We start from the raw sequence: 17,904 nt of genomic DNA, 5'->3' as shown, positions 1-17,904 counted from the left end.
TGCGCCATGCTGAAAGCCGAGACAATCGATAGATGGCGCATTCATCACAGGAGTACGGAATGCTATCATCTCGATCGATTGCAGTGCGCTTTGCCAAAGCCGCCGCCATCACCGTATGTGTCTCGGCTCCCGCAAAGGCGTCTACGAAAGATCAGGCAGATAATGCGGTACCCGTTACATGTTGCCTGCCCCAGAGGGCGGCCGAAGTGACCGGCTCGATCGTCAAGATCGCAACCTTGCAGTCATCCAAAATGCCACTTTCGGGACCGGCGGTCAACGCAACGGTCAGAGCTGCGATGTCCGATAGCCCGTCTGAGAGCGTAAAGCCGATCTTCCGTCGCCAGATCCCTAACTTGCCTGACAGAGAATTGATCGCAGTGCTCGTGAATTACCCGCCTGCTGCAAGGTCTCGGTCTCATCACCATGCAAGCTCCGCCTTCATCTATGCTTACGTACTCTCCGGTGAGATCCGAAGCGCTGTCGGTGGCGAGCCCGCTCGAATTTACCGGGCTGGCGAGAGTTTCTATGAAGAGCCGGGAGCGCACCATTTGGTGAGCGAAAACGCAAGCGATTCCGAGCCCGCCAGCCTTTTGGCCGTGTTTGTCGTCAGGGCCGGCGACCAACCTCTCACCGCGCCTGACGCTGAGAGTGGCAAGTAGGGACACTCGAGCAGCGGGCGTATCAGTCATCCGCATCATCGGCGCACGGGGCAGCTCTTCGTGGCAAAAATGCGGAATGAGGTTTCAATTGAAATCAGAATCTGGAGCAGAGTAGCGAGCTCGTAGCGATACAGGTTTATCATCAATCCTAGGTACGGCGCGGACCGTCCGCGTAGACAAGTAGGATTCGGTGCTATGACAATGCACGCCAAGATGGCGCGGGACAATGTAGGGGATGACGTCGGGTGCTCCAACGGTACATTGCCGTCGAACTTGATAACGGAACTGAGAGCGTACTGGACAAGCGAAGTCGTAGTAAGAAATGCGACGCGATCGTTGGCTCGCCTGGATGACTGCACACTACGCAATCTCGGGGTTCAGCATCGTGAGATGATCGAATTCACTGTGCGATACTGCCTCCAATGCTAGTAGATGTGTCCTCTGTCAAATGCCTGGGCGGCCCGACCATCCTCCGCTGCAAGACAGGGAAAAGCGGGCCGCTCTATTTCCGAGGCAGGCGCCGCGTCGCACAAAAATCGTTGATGGTTAGCTCACCCAACGTCTGTTTATCCACTCATACCTAAGGCCGAAAGATATGATTCCCGATATCTTAAGGAGAATAGAGGCGTACAAGCGCGAAGAGATTGAGCAAGCCAAGCGCGCGCATCCATTGGCAGAGATGCTGGCGCGTGCAACATCTGCATTACCCGTCAGAGGCTTTGTCTCGGCCATTCGTATAAAGCATGCGGCGCGGGAACATGCGTTGATTGCGGAGATCAAGAAGGCGTCTCCGTCCAAAGGTCTCATCCGAGAGGAGTTTGATCCGTTCGCTTTAGCTCAAGCCTACGAAGCAGGTGGTGCCGCTTGCGTCTCCGTCTTGACCGACAGGCCGTCCTTTGAGGGCGAGCTGGAATTCATGGCCTTGGCTCGCGCGGCGACCCCTCTGCCGGTACTTCGCAAGGACTTCATGTTTGATGTCTATCAAGTGGTGGAGGCGCGCGCCCATGGTGCGGACTGCGTTTTGCTGATAATGGCCGCCCTTGACGATGGCGCCGCAAGCGAGCTCGAAGCGGCGGCCTTCCAGCTGGGCATGGATGTGCTAATCGAAATACACGAACGCGCCGAGCTCGACAGGGCCTTGCGCCTAAAATCACCGATGATCGGGATTAATCACCGAAACCTTCGCACGTTCGAAACGTCGCTCGCGATCAGCGAGGAGTTGGCCCCGCACGTCCCTAAGGATCGGCTGATCGTCGGCGAAAGCGGGATTTCCACCGCAGATGATATCGCCCGTCTTGCGCGGATAGGCATATCAACCTTCCTGGTCGGAGAAAGTCTGATGCGCCAAACCAATGTAGCCGAAGCAACGCGAGCTTTGCTGAGCCCGTCGGGCGATTGATCTGCCACTGGAAGGGGGTGTTCGGCTGGCGAGATCGTTGCAGGCGACCTGAGCGGGCGGGGCCTTTCAGCCGCTCTCATCGTAGGCAGATATCCAGACGGGCCGGACGGTAGGAGCAACGATCGGTCCGACCAAGGTGCGACCGACTGACAGGGACGAGCTCTTCGTGAAATCCATTGCAACAACATGACGCTCGCAGGCAGACGCTGACATGCATGGTCGTCGAAGACGACGTGACGATGCGGCAACTGGTCACGAACTATCTGGAAGAGAATGGCATCCGCACAACCTCGGCGTCGCAACGAGAGGAAGTGCTCGGAAGCCTTGCGCGGCACGGGCCGGACATCGTCGTTCTCGATCTTCGCCTTGGATACGAGGATGGTCTAGACCTGTTGCGCGAGATCCGAGCGCAATCCGATGTGCCAGTCATCATTGTGACTGGTCATCGGCGGGACGAGATCGACCGAGTGGTGGGGCTGGAACTGGGAGCCGACGACTATCTAACAAAGCCGTTTGGCTTGCGAGAACTCCTCGCGCGAATCAGAGCAGTTCTCAGGCGCCGAGACGCAGTCCCGGCTAAACGGGATGAGAAGGGCCTTTGGCGCTTTGGCACCTGGCAGCTTGATAGGCGAACTCGACGTCTGGCCAGCTCTTGCGGCGAACACACTCCACTCTCGAAGAGCGAGTACGCGCTGCTAACAGCGTTCCTTGATGCGCCGCAGAGGCCGCTCTCTCGCGAATATCTTCTGCAGGCAACCCGCGTCCACGAGGATATTTACGACCGGAGTATCGATGTGCAGGTGCTTCGACTGCGCCGCAAGCTTGAAGCCGACCCTAGCGCGCCCGCCATAATCCGTACCGAGCGGGGTGTTGGGTATGTCTTTGCTTTGGCTGTGGAGCGGCTCTAGCTGGAGTGGAAGTGAATAGGCCGCGAAAGACTGAGTTCTGCGACGGGACCTGTTGCCGATGTAGCCGTCTTTTGACGCGCGGTAATCCTTGGAAAACACAGGGCTCGCAGAGACTGTATATCCGGATACTAGGAGAGAGATATGCGGGCAGATTTTAGGTTTGTTGGTCGCTCGGCAGTAGAGGGCTTGCGGAAACTGACGAAGGCCAATTCGACCATGTCAATGCTGCCACATCGTCGATCACGATTAAAAGTATTGTCAAGCTGGAGTATGGAGGCGGGTCGAGCCCAGTTATCGGTACAATTTTTATATTTTGCTTGTCGGTGTGGGTGCTTCGCTGCGGGGCCTCGTCCCTACCTGTTACTCGCAATCTGCTTGTCCGCCGTGGCCAATATCGTTTTTGCTTCCGCCGAGCACATCTATGCGAGACTCGTCTCGAGGAAATGGGTGCCTCGAGAAGGCAGAGCGGTCCCCCACCCAAAGCGTTGGGGCACGTGAAAATGATGATTTGGCGCAATCCGCAGATGCTCTTGATCCCCGTGATTGCGGTCGCGGCGCTATCAGCTTTGCTGGTCCACCTTGAGATCGCTCAGACACCGCGAAGCGGGGCTTCGTTTTCTCCGGAGATATGGCGGGACACTGGTCCAATCACGCCCATTCCACTGCCTCCCCAAGTTGACGCGCGCAAATTGGCCTTGGGCGAGAGACTGTTTGGCGATGCCCGACTGTCCGCCGACGAACGGCTTTCCTGCGCCAGCTGCCATGATCTTACGAAGAATGGAGCTTACCCCGATCAGAGGCAGTTGGAAGGATCCAAGCATCTCGACACACCGACTGTGTTCAACGCCGCATTGAGCTATCGCCTTACATGGGAGGGAAATACACGCACTCTTTCCGAGCAGGCCGCGGCGTCGATAGCTGACGCCTCGGGCATGCACAGCACTATCGAAGAAGCCGTTTCGAAACTGAGAGCAGATAGGGCCCTGAGCGAAGCATTCCGCGCGGCATATGGAGGCTCCATCAATAGCGAGAGTGTTCTTGATGCGCTTGCGACGTTTGAGGGGTCGCTGCTTACGCCTGGCAGCCGCTTCGACCGATGGCTTCAGGGCGACGCATCAGCTCTCACCCCAGACGAAATCCAGGGCTATAGTACGTTCAACGAGCTTGGCTGCAGTTCGTGCCATCAAGGGGTCAACGTCGGAGCCAATTTAGTTACGCGCCAGGGGATCTTCGTACCCCTCGTGTTATCTGGGCCCAGGCAGGTTCGTGTCCCTAGTCTGCGCAATGTGGAAGTAACCGCTCCGTATTTTCATGATGGCAGCGCACCGACCCTCGAGGATGCCGTCCAACGAATGGCCGCCGCCCAACTCGACCGCATATTGACCGACGATCAGGTTGGCTCAGTCGTAGCGTTCCTGAAGACCTTGACAGGGAACTTCAGGGGCAGGCCAGTCGCGAGCAGCGCGCCATGAGCGTCGCTCGCTCGGTAACTATCGTTGTCGGCCTTCTACTGCTGCTCACCTGGCTATCGTGGCGTGCAATCAACCCTCACGCGGAGCAATTCGATCGGGCGCTGGACGAACTCGATCACCTCGGACTCGTTCAGGATACCCTATACCGGGATCTTCTTGCGACGCGCATCGGTCTATTGCGAAACTACGACCCGCTTGTGAACGAGATGAATGCATTACGTCATTCAGTCGCTCACCTGCAGGAAATCGGGTCATTCGATGGGCAGATCGGGACCGCGATAAGTCATTTAAGCACGTCGATTGATCGGGAGGAGCAACTCGTGGAATCGTTCAAGCGCGAGAACGCGGTCCTTCGTAACTCGCTGTCATTCTTTGCCCGGTTTGCGAACCGTTCAGAGTCGCGCGAGCTGGATGTTGCGGTCGGCGCTGCTGCGACAGCAATTCTTCACCTCTCTCTGGACACATCGTCTGACGCAATTGCCCAAGCGGCGATGCGGCTCGAGGATCTCAAGCGCCAAGCGGAACGAACCGGGCAATCTGTTGCAGTTCAGCCGCTACTGGCGCATGGAAGTCTACTGCACAGGCTCCTACCCTCGGTGGACACCTCGTTGAAGGAGGCGATGGTATTGGCCCAAAAGGCTGACCTGAACACTCTTCGCCGGCTCATCCAGCTGCGCCAACTCTCTTCCAGGAATAGGGCGCGATCTTACAGAGCCCTGCTATATATCACGTCATTGGTGTTGCTGGGCTTCCTTGTTCAGCTCGGAGTGCGTTTGAAAACCCTTGTGGACGACCTCCATAGGCGAGTCACCTTGAGCACCTCCTCGCCGACGTTTCGATGCAGTTTGTAAACGCGGAGCCAGACGGCATCGACACACAGATCCAACACGCCATAGCGGAATTCGCACGTCATGTCGGCTGTCATCGGGCTTACCTCGTGGTGCCGGGAACTAGGGCGAATCCATACCTCTGGCAACGGACGGAAGCGCCTTTTCCACCTGGCTGGCCGGAAGCGGCTCCGGAAATCGCAATGCAAATGCGAGACGGTGAAGACTGTGCGATCAGCGTCCGGCAAGTGAGCCGTCTGCCTGCAGGGCGCAGCAAGTCTCTTCTGGAGGCACTCGGCATCAGTGGATGGACGTGCACGACCGGCATTGATCGCGACGGGAGACTGATCGCGTTAGGCCTTGAGGTACTTTCTCAAGAAGGCTCGCTTCCCAAATCCGGAGAACTCGTCTTACTGCGGATGTTGCTGGACATATTTATCCATGCGATCGACCGCAGGTCTGTTGAGGAGGAGCGTGTCCGTCTTCACAGGCGCGTGCAGCATGCGAGTCGAATGGAAAAGATCGGAACCTTTACGAGCGGTATCGCCCATAACTTCAACAATATTCTTGGAGGCATTTTGGGACATGCCGAGATGATGGAAGAGCTAGTTGGGGGCCAGGCGGATAAGGCGCGTCATCTCAGTGGCATGCGGAAAAGCGCGGAACGCGGGCGCGATCTGATCAGCCAAATTTTGGTGTTCGGTCGATGCCGCGAGATCCGCCGGGTGCCTGTCAGCATTGTTGATCTGATCGAGGAGACGATCTCGCTTTTACAACTGTCGTTAGCCACAGGAGTGGAATTGAAGATGACGTCGAGTGCTGGCGATGCGATTGTCGATGGAGAGGCTGCTCAGTTGCAGCAGGTCCTCATGAACCTCTGCCGGAACGCTGCGAGCGCAATGGCAGGCACGGGCCCTATTCAAGTCGATGTCGAACTTCGCCAAATTGCGAGCGCGAGTTCCCTCAGCCACGATGAGATCGAGCCCGGCGATTATGTCAGGATTTCCGTGGTTGACGCGGGAGTTGGGATGGATGGGACCGTACTCGATCGCCTATTTGAACCTTTCTTCACCACGAAGCTAGATGGCAATGGGCTCGGGCTTGCCACAGTACGCGAGATCGTCCGCGAACACGGTGGTGGGATCAATGTTGAGAGCCTCCCGGGTGAGGGAAGCAGGTTTGAGGTTTGGTTGCCTGCCAGCGTCTCCACTGCGCCGGCCGGTCCGTCAGCTAAAGAGCGGGTGAAGGCTCACATCCCCGGCCAAGGGGAGGTCGTCATGGTCATAGGGCCTGACAAGGATCGGTTGCTTGGAGAAGAGGAGAAGCTTGCCGCATTGGGCTACGAAGCGGTAGGGTTTTTGACGGCAGAGGCGGCAATACAGGCATGCCAGGCATGCCCGGATCGCTTCGACTTCGTGGTGGTGGGGCAACTTGGCTCTTTGGATTACTCCCTTGAAGTCGCCAACGACCTCCACGAGGCGCTCCCTGCCACACCGATTATTGTTGCAGCGAGGTCTTCATCCGACATAGACGCCGACAAATTGTTGGCTGCCGGTATCTCAGACGTGGTGCGCTGGCCGATGCTTACAGAAGAGATCGCGGCCGCCCTGTCTCAGTTCTCAAATGCCGGCGGACCAGCAGACTCAGTTGGGCGGGCGATTACCCCGAGATCCGCTATCCGTCCCAGCTTGAATGCCGAATGACGCTGCAGAAATTGATGGGCGTAGAATTGGGATCCCTTGTTCGCGAGAACGTCGGCTTTGACACTATTGGATGTCGTATTGGGCTTGTGCTTTATTCCGCTATAGAGCGTATCGATAATATCGTTTCGAAACGCGGCGTGCGCGGGTGTTCGGAAGCAATTTCGAGGCGCTGTGCATCGGAGAATTCATCGTACCCAATCCCAGCACATCCATTTCGACCCCAGTCTTAACGAGGGCTGCCACCGGATGCATGTGCAGTCGGATAGCAGGTCGCGTGCAGCGCAATGGCGGCCCAGACGATATCGATTTCGGTTTGCGACGACCTTGTGAGTCCGTAGGAATCGCGAGTCTCACGTAAGAGCGCGGAAGCGGCAGCCCGTTCGGTGGCCTATCACCAAGCCGTATCGATGCTGGTAGACAGTGCGATCACGTCCATGCGCCACTGATCTCGACCTAGTCATTCGCGTCCTGAATACAGTGCACTTGCATCGAGGTGGTCGACCTGCGTTGCTGGTAACTCCTCCCTGACTCTTGCCCGTCGCGCCTTGGACGCGACGGGCGGCTTTTTGCGCGAGAGCTCCAGAAAAATATGGCGCTGCAGTTGACTGCAATCACGTCATCTCGCCAGTGAAGGAGTTTCACTTCTGACTATGCCGATGAAGGCGCATACCACGGTGGCGAGGTGAACAACGAAAGAGGAATTGAGATGGGCACCACACTAGGATCCAGAAGTGCTTCTGCTGTCATTGGTGTCGAGCAAAGCCTTCCTTCGGACGTTGTTGTTGATATCAGCGGTGCGCTGACAAACATACTTGCAGACATTTTCGCGTTGTATGTGAAAACTAAGAACTTTCATTGGCACATGTCGGGGCCCCACTTTCGGGACTATCACCTGCTACTGGACGAGCAAGCCGACCAGGTGTTCGCGATGGTCGATGCGGTGGCTGAACGATGCCGCAAAATCGGCGGTCAGACGATTCGGTCGGTGGGCGAAGTCGCCCGCCGGCAGCGGCTTAAGGACTCTGATGTCCAGGAGCTCTCCCCAGGTGCGATGCTGAGCGAGCTGCGGGCTGACAACCTCCGGCTCCGGGAATTTATGCTGCATGCTCATACTCTCTGCGAGCGAAACGAAGATGTTGCGTCCGCAAGCGCGCTAGAGAATTGGATCGACGAGGCCGAAAAGCGAATTTGGTTCCTGTTTGAATGTTCGCGCAAGTGAGCGGCACAAAAGGGGCGATACATGACAGACGTTCGTCGCAGGGATCTTCTTGCGGGGGCAGCCACTCTGCTGTTCACCGTAACCGGTGTCAGAGCTGCGACAATAGCTGGTCGACTGCCCTGGGCCCCAAATGCTGGCGCTCCACCGCGGCCTTTCAAATTGGGGCCCTGGGAATTCTTTACCGGCGACGAGGGCCGCGCAATGGAGGCACTTGCCGACACCATCATTCCGTCAGACTTACAGACGCCGGGTGGAAAGGATGCGGGCTGCGCTGTCTTCATCGACCGCCAGTTGGCAGGACCCTACGGCAGGCAGGAGGGGCTTTATCAGCGGCCGCCGTTTCTGTCTGGCGCCAAAAATCAGGGCCATCAGTCGGACATGGGACCAGCAGAAACTTACAGGGCCGGGTTGGCTGCGATTGATAGCGTCTGCAAGGAACGTTACGGCGGAAGAGCGTTCGCCGATCTTCCTGCTGACGAACGGATCGTGTTCCTGGAAGTTATAGAAGCCGGCGAACTGAAGCTTCAAGGCGTCGATGGAAAGTCGTTCTTCGAACAGACAGTCAAGGACGTACAGATGGGGTTCTTTGCAGACCCAATCTATGGCGGAAACCGAGACATGGCTGGATGGAAAATGATTGGGTACCCTGGCGCCCGCTACAATTACCTCGACTGGGTCAATCGCCACAACGAGCGCTTTCCTCTCCCGCCAGTGGGGATTACCGGCAACGCCGAGTGGACGAGGTCGTAGCATGGTCAAAAGGCTTCCCAGAAAAGACGTCGTCGTTGTCGGTTTCGGTTGGACCGGGGCGATAATGGCGAACGAGCTCACTGACGAGGGGTTGGATGTCATTGCCATCGAGCGCGGTCCTTGGCGTGACGCCCCGACAGACTTTCCGCCAACCTACATGCAGGACGAGCTTCGCTATCGCATTCGCCACGAGCTGTTCCTGCGCCCAGATCAGCTAACATTCACATTTCGTAACAGGATGAGCCAGACTGCTCTTCCAATCCGGAGCTGGGGCGCTTTTATGCCGCCGAACGGTGTCGGCGGCGGCGGCGTCCATTGGAATGGCGAGATGTGGCGCTTTTTGCCGAGCGACTTCGTGCTGAAGACACACCTCACTGACCGCTATGGTAAGTCGTTTCTGCCGTCTGATATGACTATTCAGGATTGGGGCGTGACTTACGACGATCTTGAGCCGCATTACGACCGCTTCGAGTATCTTTGCGGCACGTCGGGCACCGCAGGAAATCTGGGGGGCGAAATTCAGGACGCCGGCAATCCGTTCGAGGGGCCGCGGTCACGTCCCTATCCGACTCCGGCGCAGCAACAGCCCTTCAGCCATACGTTATTCGGCAAAGCCGCCCGCGAGCTGGGCTATAAGCCATTTCCGCAGCCTTCCGGCAATCTTTCCCGGGCGTACACAAATCCATTGGGTATGCGGCTTGGACCATGCACTTATTGCGGGTTTTGCGAGTGGTTTGGCTGCAGCAACTACTCGAAAGCAAGTCCACAAACCACCATACTGCCATATCTCATTCGGAAGTCGAACTTCAGCCTGCGAGACAATTCGGAGGTCATTCGAATCAATCTCGACCGTGCAGGCAAGCATGCGACCGGCGTGACATTCGTGGACTCTAGCGGAGATGAGTGGGAGCAACCGGCGGATCTGGTGATCCTATCTGCCTATGCTTTGTTCAACGTCCAGCTTCTTCTGCATTCCAAGATCGGCCAACCCTACGACCCCGTCACGAACACGGGGGTCGTGGGGCGTAATTACACACACCAGACGGTGTCAACCGTGAATGGGTTTTTCGATAACAAAAAGTTCAATTTCAATCCTTTCATCGGGTCGGGATCGATCGGCATGTGCATCGACGAATTCAACGGCGATAACTTCGATCATGGACCGCTTGGCTTTGTCGGAGGTGGTTATGTTGGGCAGGTGCAGACAGGTGCCCGTCCGATCGAGAGTACATTGGTGCCGCCAGGGACGCCCAAATGGGGAGTCGATTGGAAGAAGGCAGTCAAGGATAACTATCTCAGCACCGTGAAGCCTGGCGCCGGCGTGCACGGAAGCTTCTACGCCTACCGCGACATCTACCTCGATCTTGATCCGACCTATAAAGACCGCTTCGGACGTCCACTGATGCGGATTACGATGGATCTCAAGGAAAATGAGATCAAGCAAAATAAATTTCTGACCGACAAGTTCGCGGAAATCATCAAAACTATGGGAGCAGAGAAGCTGGCGGTCCAGTATCGCACAGCCCCCTATGATATCACGGCCTATCAGACGACGCACCTCAACGGCGGCGCAGTGATGGGCACCGACCCCAAGACCAGCGTTCTGAATCGCTATTTGCAGAGCTGGGACGTGCCAAACCTGTTTGTCATGGGCGCAAGCGCGTTTCCGCAGAACGCCGGCTACAATCCCACGCTCACGGTGGGAGCGCTTGCTTACTGGTCGGCCGCTGCGATCCGGAGTCAGTACCTTAAGAGCCCTGGAAGGCTCCTCGATGTATAGAGATCATCGCGCTCCAGCTTTCGGACTGGCAATCCTTCTTTCAGCCATCCTGGTCTGCGACGCATATGCCGGCTCGGCCGACCAGCAAGAATTCACTGTGATCGAACGGGGACGTTACCTCTCGATCCTATCGGACTGCGGCGGTTGTCATACGGTTCGCGGTGGCAAGCCATTCGCTGGTGGTCGCCCGATCGAAACGCCATTTGGAAAAATTGTATCGCCCAATATTACACCGGACCTCGAGACTGGCATCGGGGCGTGGAGCGACAAGCAATTTGATGACGCGCTCAGACGAGGCATCGGATGGACGGGAATGCATCTTTATCCGGCCATGCCTTACAATGCGTATAGTCGGATGTCGAGCGACGACGTTCTGGCCATTCGAGCCTATCTCGGCTCGCTCGAACCAGTTCGTCAATCGCGCAATCCGAATACGCTCCCGTTTCCGTTTAATGTCCGCTCTCTGATGGCAGTGTGGAACAAGCTCTACTTCACGGCCGCCGAATATGACGCTGACCCAGCGAAATCGGAAGAATGGAATCGCGGCAAGTTCATTGTTGACGGGCCCGCGCATTGCGGCGCCTGTCATACGCCCAAGACCATACTGGGAGGCGACCAGAAGGATAAGTACCTGCAGGGCGCGAATCTCCAGGGCTGGTCGGCACCAGATATTACCAACGACCCTCGTACAGGATTGGGCAGCTGGACAGCCGAGGATGTCGTGCTCTACTTAAAGACAGGACACAATCGCTTTTCCGCTGCGACCGGGCCGATGGCAGAAGCCGTCGAGCTCTCCACATCCAAGATGACGGATGCGGACACGATCGCGATAGCCAAATACTTGAAATCGCTGCCAGGCAAAGGTTCGGAGGGAAGGGCGCCCTCGTCAGCCGATGGCGACATGATGACCGCGGGCAAAGCTATCTATCGTGACCAGTGCTCCGCCTGTCACGGCATTGAAGGCAAAGGCGTCGCCTATCTCTTTCCTTCGCTTGGCGCGTCCGCGATAGCTCGCTCAGATGACCCCACCACAGTGATCCGGATATTGCTTCGGGGTGCGCGTAGCGTAAGCACCAAAGCCGAGCCGACCGCTCCAGGTATGCCATCGTACGGTGGACAGCTCGACGATCACCAGATCGCAGCGGTTCTCAATTACGTGAGAAATAGCTGGGGATCTGCTTCTCCTGCCATTGAAGCTAGGGATGTCACTCGAGTGCGGTCGCAGGTGACGTCGCGCGCCGACTAACCGAGGTTCAACGGCATCTCTCAGCGATGTCGATCGCAGCAAACGCGCAGGCGCTTCAAGTTAGACGAGTTCGCAACCCAATTCAGCTGGGTGGAACGCGCTGATACTGACTTGGTACAATTTCTCTCCAGCACCTTGGACGAACGCCTCTCGGCCGGCGCCGACCCGTTGCACGATCCAGTGACCTGGAAGTGGATTGATGGCCATTAAAGCGTCCCGACGATAAGTAACCGCATGTTTTCCCGGTCTGAACAGACGAGCTTGGGAACAGAGCTGAGGCTGAAGCTCTAGCGTCTAGGTTTGACCGGCTCGGAGGAGGGTAGGCCGAGCGTGATGTGTAGCGAAGCAGACGCGGTATCTGTTTTATTCGACATTGCAGAGAAAGCTCGTGAGGGCATTGACGCCGCGGTCAATAGCGCGGGCAATTATGGAATCGCGATCAGCGGGCAAGGACGCTCAATGGCCGTCGGATGAATAGTGGGATCCTGCGCGTCGAATTTTTGCGTTCTTTAGAAGTGGGCTTCACAATCGCGACCACGCTCTTGTTTTAGTTTAGAGATTCGACCCATGGGCTATGTGCGGCCAAGCGCGGCGTTCTCCTTGGCTGCACCACGAGTATAGCTGCACAAGTCACGCGTTCTCATCGTCATCAGCGCGCCGCTTTCGCGATGAACTAGGCGAACTGACGGCTTTTAACCATCCCGGTCAGCCGTCTGGCTTCGCATCGGTATGGAGGCTGTATCGCGGAGGTGCAGCATACTCATGCATCGATTGCACTTCTTTCACTTCCTTCTGGCTGCGGATAGCTCAGACTGTTTGCAGCTTGTTTCATTATCTGCCCCTTGCTTGGTTAGCTGTCGCAAGCACTGGAAGAGAGAAAGCCGTGAGACTCGAAAGTAGTTACCCATTTGCTGTTACGCTCGCTCGCTTGCGATCAACCCTTGAAGCCAGGGGCTTCAGGATCTTCGCCACTATCGATCACCGCGGCGCAGCTCAGTCTGTCGAAATGGTTATGCCGCCGACAACCGTGCTCATCTACGGTGATCCGCGCAGCGGCACTCCTCTGATGCTGAGCGCTCCGGACTTCGCGCTAGAGCTTCCGCTGCGGCTACTTGTCCGAGAGGGGGAGCATGGGAAAACCTATGTCACCTACAATCCCGCCGCCAGCTTGGAAGGAAAGCACGGACTCGTAGCAGGAATGGGGCAAAAGCTCGCTCCCGTGGAGCGCACAATCGCTAATGCCTTGATAGCAAGCTCTGCGAACGGCTGAGGGACACAGTCCTAGTCCAAACGTAGATGCCTCATTCGACTGCAGATGGAGCACGTCATGAAGCTTAGTACCACTCTCACCTGCGCCGCCTTTGCGATCATGGTCGGAATCGCATCGGTGCCGAGGAGCCAAGCCGAAACCGCAATGCCCGCGGCAGCGGGGGAACCTCCGAAGATTATTGACGTTTCGGGGATTACATTGCCCGACACCAAGTTGGTTCGCGACGCAGTTCAGCTGATCCGCAGTAGTGAAGGCGAGTTACTCTTTCAGCACTCCATGCGCGTTTACTGTTGGGCTGCCTTGGCCGGAAAGCGCAAGGCCCTGATGTTTGATCCGGAGCTGCTCTTCGTAGCGGCGATGTTCCATGACTACGGACTGACTGCAGGCTACGGCCAAAGCCACTTGCGCTATGAAGTGGACGGCGCGAACGCCGCACGTGCATTTTTGCAGAGCGAAGGTATGTCGGAAGATGATCGCCAAAAGGTCTGGCTGGCAATCGCGCTGCATACCACAAATGGGATTTCCCCGCATCTGTACCCGATCGCAGCACTCCTGGCCGAAGCAGCTAACATGGACCTTGTTGGCGCCGGCTTTAACGATTTTAGTGCGGAGCAGCGAAGCGCTGTCGAATTGGCTTACCCGCGTCCGCCGGAATTCGCCGAAGGCTTCCTGCAGACCCTCTATGACAGCCTCAAGCACCGGCCCGAAACAACTCAAGGCACGGGTTTGGCTGATGTATTGGCCTACAAGGATCCTAATTTTCGGCGCAGGGACTTCAGCAGTTTAATGCGGAACGCGCCCTGGGCAACCGGACGATGACCGAGGCTGTCCCTTGAGCCGGCGGATAAGAGTAGTTGGTTTCCAGTCCTGTAGAGTTGGTGCAGGCTCGAGTCTGTCGATGCGCACCCGCTTGGCGAGTAAGGCGTGATCGCGTGAAGAATCGGTAAGAAGCCTTTTGCACCCGCATCGAGGTCGGCTTGGGCGCGGCAAGATGAGCGGGCTTCTGCGGAAGGACGAGGCGGCTCGCTTGGAAGGAAGGGCGGAAGGAAATTCCGCCGTCAGTGATCGATGTGTCCGGGCATCGCGGCCCCGACATTGCTGCTTCTTGAATAGTTTCTGTTCCAGGATGAAGCGAGCGCCTGCGCGGCAGTACGTGCGGACGTTCGCGGCAGGTGAACTCGTCACCACAACGGCGATTGCGTTCTTTCCGCAAACACTCTCGTTCAACGTGCCTCACCTTGTTTTGTCAGATTGCTTGAGTGTGCATCGCTTGCTGTTGTTCGCTCGACCCGTGGGTTTTTCGTCAAAGAGCCTTAGGAGCGATGCTTGGCGTGGCAGTGCGACGACGCAAATGAGATCATTTCGGCGGCAATGAGCGGCCTTGATCGTCGTTCTCTTAACTCGTCTTGCAGCGGTCTGTTGGCGTGATCGACATCTGCGAACCGTGCATTTGGGAGCTGAGATCAATTCACTTACAGTTGCTCTCTATTCTGCGTACATTCTCAGTGCAGTTTGCGGGCTATGCATTGGTTCAACCGGAATCCAAATGCCAATTGCCCTTCGTTCTGGGCCAGGGACTGAGAAATGATCGACGGGCCGCCTCGTTTGTGCCGGTGACACGCCAGAACCACTGAACAACGGAGTTACCAATGACTGCAATCGACGGAATCACTGTTCCCGACAGCAAGCTTTGTCGCGAGATCACCGAACTCGTTCGCGACACCGAATCGACCTTGCTCTTCAATCATTCCAATCGCGTCTATTACTTTGGTGCGCTGACCGGCCGGCGCCGCGGTCTCAACTTCGACCGCGAATTGCTCTATGCGGGCGCCATGTTCCACGACATGGGCCTGACTTCCAAGCACTCCAGCCAAATGGAGCGCTTCGAGGTGGATAGCGCAAATGCTGCACGCGACTTTCTCAGAGGTCGTGGCGTCGCGCCAAGCGACATCGAGCTTGTGTGGACTGCGATAGCCCTGCATACGACGCCGGGTATTCCGGTCCACATGCATCCAGTCGTCGCGCTCGTCACCGCCGGCGTGGAGATGGACGTGCTGGGAATCGCCTACGAGGAATTCCAGCACGTGTACCGAGACGAAGTTGTTACGCTCTTTCCCCGACCGCCGCAATTCAAGGAGGAGATCATCCAGGCCTTCTACGATGGTAACAAGCATAAGGCGGAGACCACCTTTGGCAACGTCAATGCCGATGTCATCGCCGACAAGGACCCGCATTTTCATCGCGGCAATTTCTGCGACGTCATTCGATCCTCGCGCTGGCCCGGTTGACAGGCAAAGCTATCAGCAACACCGGATTGACACCTCTTCCCCGGCGCTGTCTTGGCCCGACCACCGGCCGATCGTTGGAGGCGCGCACTGAACTAATCGGGCCGACCGTGCCGCTCTGGGGGGATGTCACCCAAATCCAAGTGCTCCTGATCCCTCACATGCTTGTACCGGTCGCGAATAGTCCTTTGTGCATGTCCTACTTTACAAAGCGCACCGCGACCGCGGATGAGATGCCGTCGAAAGAGCCAAGTCCAGCTTTGCGATCGTGGCGAGCGACTTGAACGCGCTTCAGGATTATTATGCAATCGTTTCACTTCCGCAGGGGAAGGATAGCGTTACTATTCTATCCTCTCTTGGAGAGGTGAATTGATGGAGTCCAAGGCGATCGAGCTCAATTTGAAGGTAGTCCTCGCCTCTCGGCTCCGGCAGTAACAGCGAGGTCTGTGCGCAAGGACGGGCAGGCCGATCTGGCGTCGCTGAGTGATATGTCCTCGCTCTATGAGGACAAAGGGGACGGCGCTCAATGATCGCGGCGCAGGTGCTCATGGACGATTTGCAAGCAGAAGATTTTGGCACGCTCAGTCGACTCGTCCCCGGGTGAACACCAATGCAGGCACGACGTCGGACTGTAAAGATCGAGAACGAAGGTTCGAGGGAATCCGCGCGTGAAAGGGCCGCCGATTTTGCGATCACGCGCGAGCGGAAGCAAGCCGGTGTTTGTCGTCTTCGTCCGCGACGTTCCATCGAGTACGCCGGTACGCTGGATGGACCCGCCGCCTCAACAAATCGGGTGAAACGCCCTGAACAACTTCATGACCAATGGCCATGCCCGCTGTGATGTAGAGTTTCCGTGAGATGTATCTGTTCCAAGTCAGCCGCCCAAGGAAACAGCAACAAAGCTTTTGTGCGTGTTCCCGTCGCCTTGAAACTATGGAGGTTGGATGTCCGCGCTCGATGCTGCCGTGATTGGCGCACAGGAGGAGTGCTCGGCTGCGCGGCACCCCACGGACGAACTCCTGGCTGGGCGGTTTGCGTGCCGCGAGTTCTCCGATGCCCCCGTCCGGCGGTCGATCATCGAGGAGATCCTTCGTGTGGCGCGGTTCGCACCAAGTGGTGCGAACATCCAGCCTTGGCACGTCTATGTGCTGACAGGCGCCGCAAAAGACAGCGTATCGGCAGCTTTGGTGGAAGCGCACGAAATGTCGCCGGAAGAGCACGTGTCCGAATACAAGTATTACGCCAGCGACTTGCCCGAGCCGTATCTTAAGCGACGGCACGAATTCGGACGGCTCTTTTACGATTCGCTCGGAATTGCGAGAGCCGATTCCGAAGCTCGAAGCAGACAAACTGGAAAAAACTACACGTTTTTCGGCGCGCCGGTCGGATTCATCGTGACCATCGACCGCCGGCTGGAAGTTGGAAGCTGGCTCGATCTCGGAATGTTCGTACAGAACGTGATGCTCGCCGCGGCAGGACGTGGGCTTCAATCCTGTCCTCAGGAGACGTTTTCGAAGTATCACCGGATTTTGCGCAACATGCTCGCCATTCCAGCGGAGCAGATCGTCGTGTGCGGCATCTCGATCGGGAAAGCCAATGTTGAGAGTCAGGAAAGACTGATGCCCAGGGCGGATATTGACGAGTTCGCAACGTTCCTGGGTTTCGAATCGTAAAAATATTGGAAGAGGAGATCACCATGGGAAATCGAGAAGAATTGGTTCAGCGCAGTATTCCGTTTCTCCGCGAAGTCAAGGACATGACGCCGGGAGCCAAGATGGAGCGTTGGCTCAACGAGACGTACGGCGAGACTAGTGCGCTCTATCAGGATCTCGCTCGGTTGATCAAAATCGGGATCGAGGAGGGCTGGGCGGCCAACCAGGAGGTGGATGGCCCGAACTACCGGCGCAGCCGCATCCTGGAGCCGACGCCGGAAACGTTCCAGTTCAGCATCACGGCCGTTTACATGAACAGCACCGACCCGCAACGGTTTAAGGATGAGGATGACCGCGAGGTCTTGCGCGGACAGTATCACGGGCACCCGTATGGTGAGCTCAATCTTGTGGTGCCATTGACCAAGGGCGCGGAGTTGAAGGGTTTGCAGGGCTGGCAAGGCCCTGGCTGGACGGCGCCCGATCCAGGAAGTCGGCACTATCCCGAGGTCAGAGGAGGCGCGGTGATCGCGTTATTCTATCTGCCGGCCGGACGCATCTCGTACGATTTCAGGGCTCCGGACTGATAACGCCGCAGGTTGGCGGGTGAGGCATTCGTCACCGTCTAGCCGTGCTTACTCCTAGGGCAATCACCACAACGCCTGTCGGCCAGCCTATATGCAAGCCAGCGTATATGCTCGGCGTGGCCATTCGTTCGGTGTCCGCTTACGCTCTCC

The 17,904-nt window shown here is 57.1% G+C and carries 15 protein-coding genes; all 15 read left to right on the top strand.

Translation table 11 applies throughout. The features are described 5' to 3' along the window. Positions 1-206: 206 nt before the first annotated feature. The 15 genes from ACETMP_RS21915 (at position 207) to ACETMP_RS21845 (ending at position 17,754) form a co-directional block, all read left to right on the top strand. Positions 207-659, top strand: coding sequence for a cupin domain-containing protein (locus ACETMP_RS21915; RefSeq protein ID WP_375157824.1), 453 nt, complete (start codon positions 207-209; stop codon positions 657-659). Positions 660-1,257: 598 nt separating this feature from the next. Continuing rightward, complete coding sequence (gene trpC, locus ACETMP_RS21910) at positions 1,258-2,058, top strand: indole-3-glycerol phosphate synthase TrpC (protein WP_375161959.1); 801 nt, start codon at positions 1,258-1,260, stop codon at positions 2,056-2,058. Between the two features lie 215 nt (positions 2,059-2,273). Continuing rightward, positions 2,274-2,966, top strand: a complete 693-nt coding sequence (locus ACETMP_RS21905) for a response regulator (RefSeq protein ID WP_375157823.1) — start codon at positions 2,274-2,276, stop codon at positions 2,964-2,966. 500 nt (positions 2,967-3,466) lie between these two features. Beyond that, entirely contained in the window at positions 3,467-4,438 is a 972-nt protein-coding gene (locus ACETMP_RS21900; RefSeq protein ID WP_375161958.1) for a cytochrome-c peroxidase, read from the top strand. Beyond that, positions 4,435-5,289, top strand: a complete 855-nt coding sequence (locus ACETMP_RS21895) for a DAHL domain-containing protein (protein ID WP_375157822.1) — start codon at positions 4,435-4,437, stop codon at positions 5,287-5,289. Before ACETMP_RS21900 ends, ACETMP_RS21895 begins: the two co-directional genes overlap by 4 nt. A gap of 179 nt (positions 5,290-5,468) precedes the next feature. Beyond that, positions 5,469-6,968: an ATP-binding protein gene (locus tag ACETMP_RS21890; protein WP_375157821.1), complete on the top strand. Its 1,500-nt coding sequence runs from the start codon at positions 5,469-5,471 to the stop codon at positions 6,966-6,968. A gap of 706 nt (positions 6,969-7,674) precedes the next feature. Beyond that, positions 7,675-8,187: a Dps family protein gene (locus ACETMP_RS21885; protein ID WP_375157820.1), complete on the top strand. Its 513-nt coding sequence runs from the start codon at positions 7,675-7,677 to the stop codon at positions 8,185-8,187. A 21-nt stretch (positions 8,188-8,208) separates the two neighbouring features. Continuing rightward, positions 8,209-8,937, top strand: a complete 729-nt coding sequence (locus ACETMP_RS21880) for a gluconate 2-dehydrogenase subunit 3 family protein (RefSeq protein ID WP_375157819.1) — start codon at positions 8,209-8,211, stop codon at positions 8,935-8,937. A 1-nt stretch (position 8,938) separates the two neighbouring features. Continuing rightward, the gene (locus tag ACETMP_RS21875; protein WP_085352492.1) at positions 8,939-10,717 is read left to right on the top strand and encodes a GMC family oxidoreductase; all 1,779 of its coding nucleotides are present in this window, start codon (positions 8,939-8,941) and stop codon (positions 10,715-10,717) included. After that, positions 10,710-11,963, top strand: coding sequence for a c-type cytochrome (locus ACETMP_RS21870; protein ID WP_375157818.1), 1,254 nt, complete (start codon positions 10,710-10,712; stop codon positions 11,961-11,963). Before ACETMP_RS21875 ends, ACETMP_RS21870 begins: the two co-directional genes overlap by 8 nt. A gap of 883 nt (positions 11,964-12,846) precedes the next feature. Then, a complete protein-coding gene (locus ACETMP_RS21865) occupies positions 12,847-13,233 on the top strand; it encodes a DUF302 domain-containing protein (protein WP_375157817.1) in 387 nt (128 codons plus the stop codon). Positions 13,234-13,290: 57 nt separating this feature from the next. After that, positions 13,291-14,052, top strand: a complete 762-nt coding sequence (locus ACETMP_RS21860; protein WP_375157816.1) for an HD domain-containing protein — start codon at positions 13,291-13,293, stop codon at positions 14,050-14,052. 830 nt (positions 14,053-14,882) lie between these two features. Then, the gene (locus ACETMP_RS21855) at positions 14,883-15,521 is read left to right on the top strand and encodes an HD domain-containing protein (RefSeq protein WP_375157815.1); all 639 of its coding nucleotides are present in this window, start codon (positions 14,883-14,885) and stop codon (positions 15,519-15,521) included. Positions 15,522-16,462: 941 nt separating this feature from the next. Further along, the gene (locus ACETMP_RS21850; protein WP_375157814.1) at positions 16,463-17,191 is read left to right on the top strand and encodes a nitroreductase; all 729 of its coding nucleotides are present in this window, start codon (positions 16,463-16,465) and stop codon (positions 17,189-17,191) included. Positions 17,192-17,214: 23 nt separating this feature from the next. Then, positions 17,215-17,754: a DUF4863 family protein gene (locus ACETMP_RS21845; RefSeq protein WP_375157813.1), complete on the top strand. Its 540-nt coding sequence runs from the start codon at positions 17,215-17,217 to the stop codon at positions 17,752-17,754. Positions 17,755-17,904: the final 150 nt, after the last annotated feature.

Origin of the sequence: Bradyrhizobium dasycarpum (assembly GCF_042019905.1) — a bacterium.
GTDB classification, from domain to species: Bacteria; Pseudomonadota; Alphaproteobacteria; order Rhizobiales; family Xanthobacteraceae; genus Bradyrhizobium; species Bradyrhizobium japonicum_B.
The sequence above is the reverse complement of the archived record's forward strand: the minus strand, read 5'-3'. Positions and strand labels throughout refer to the sequence as shown.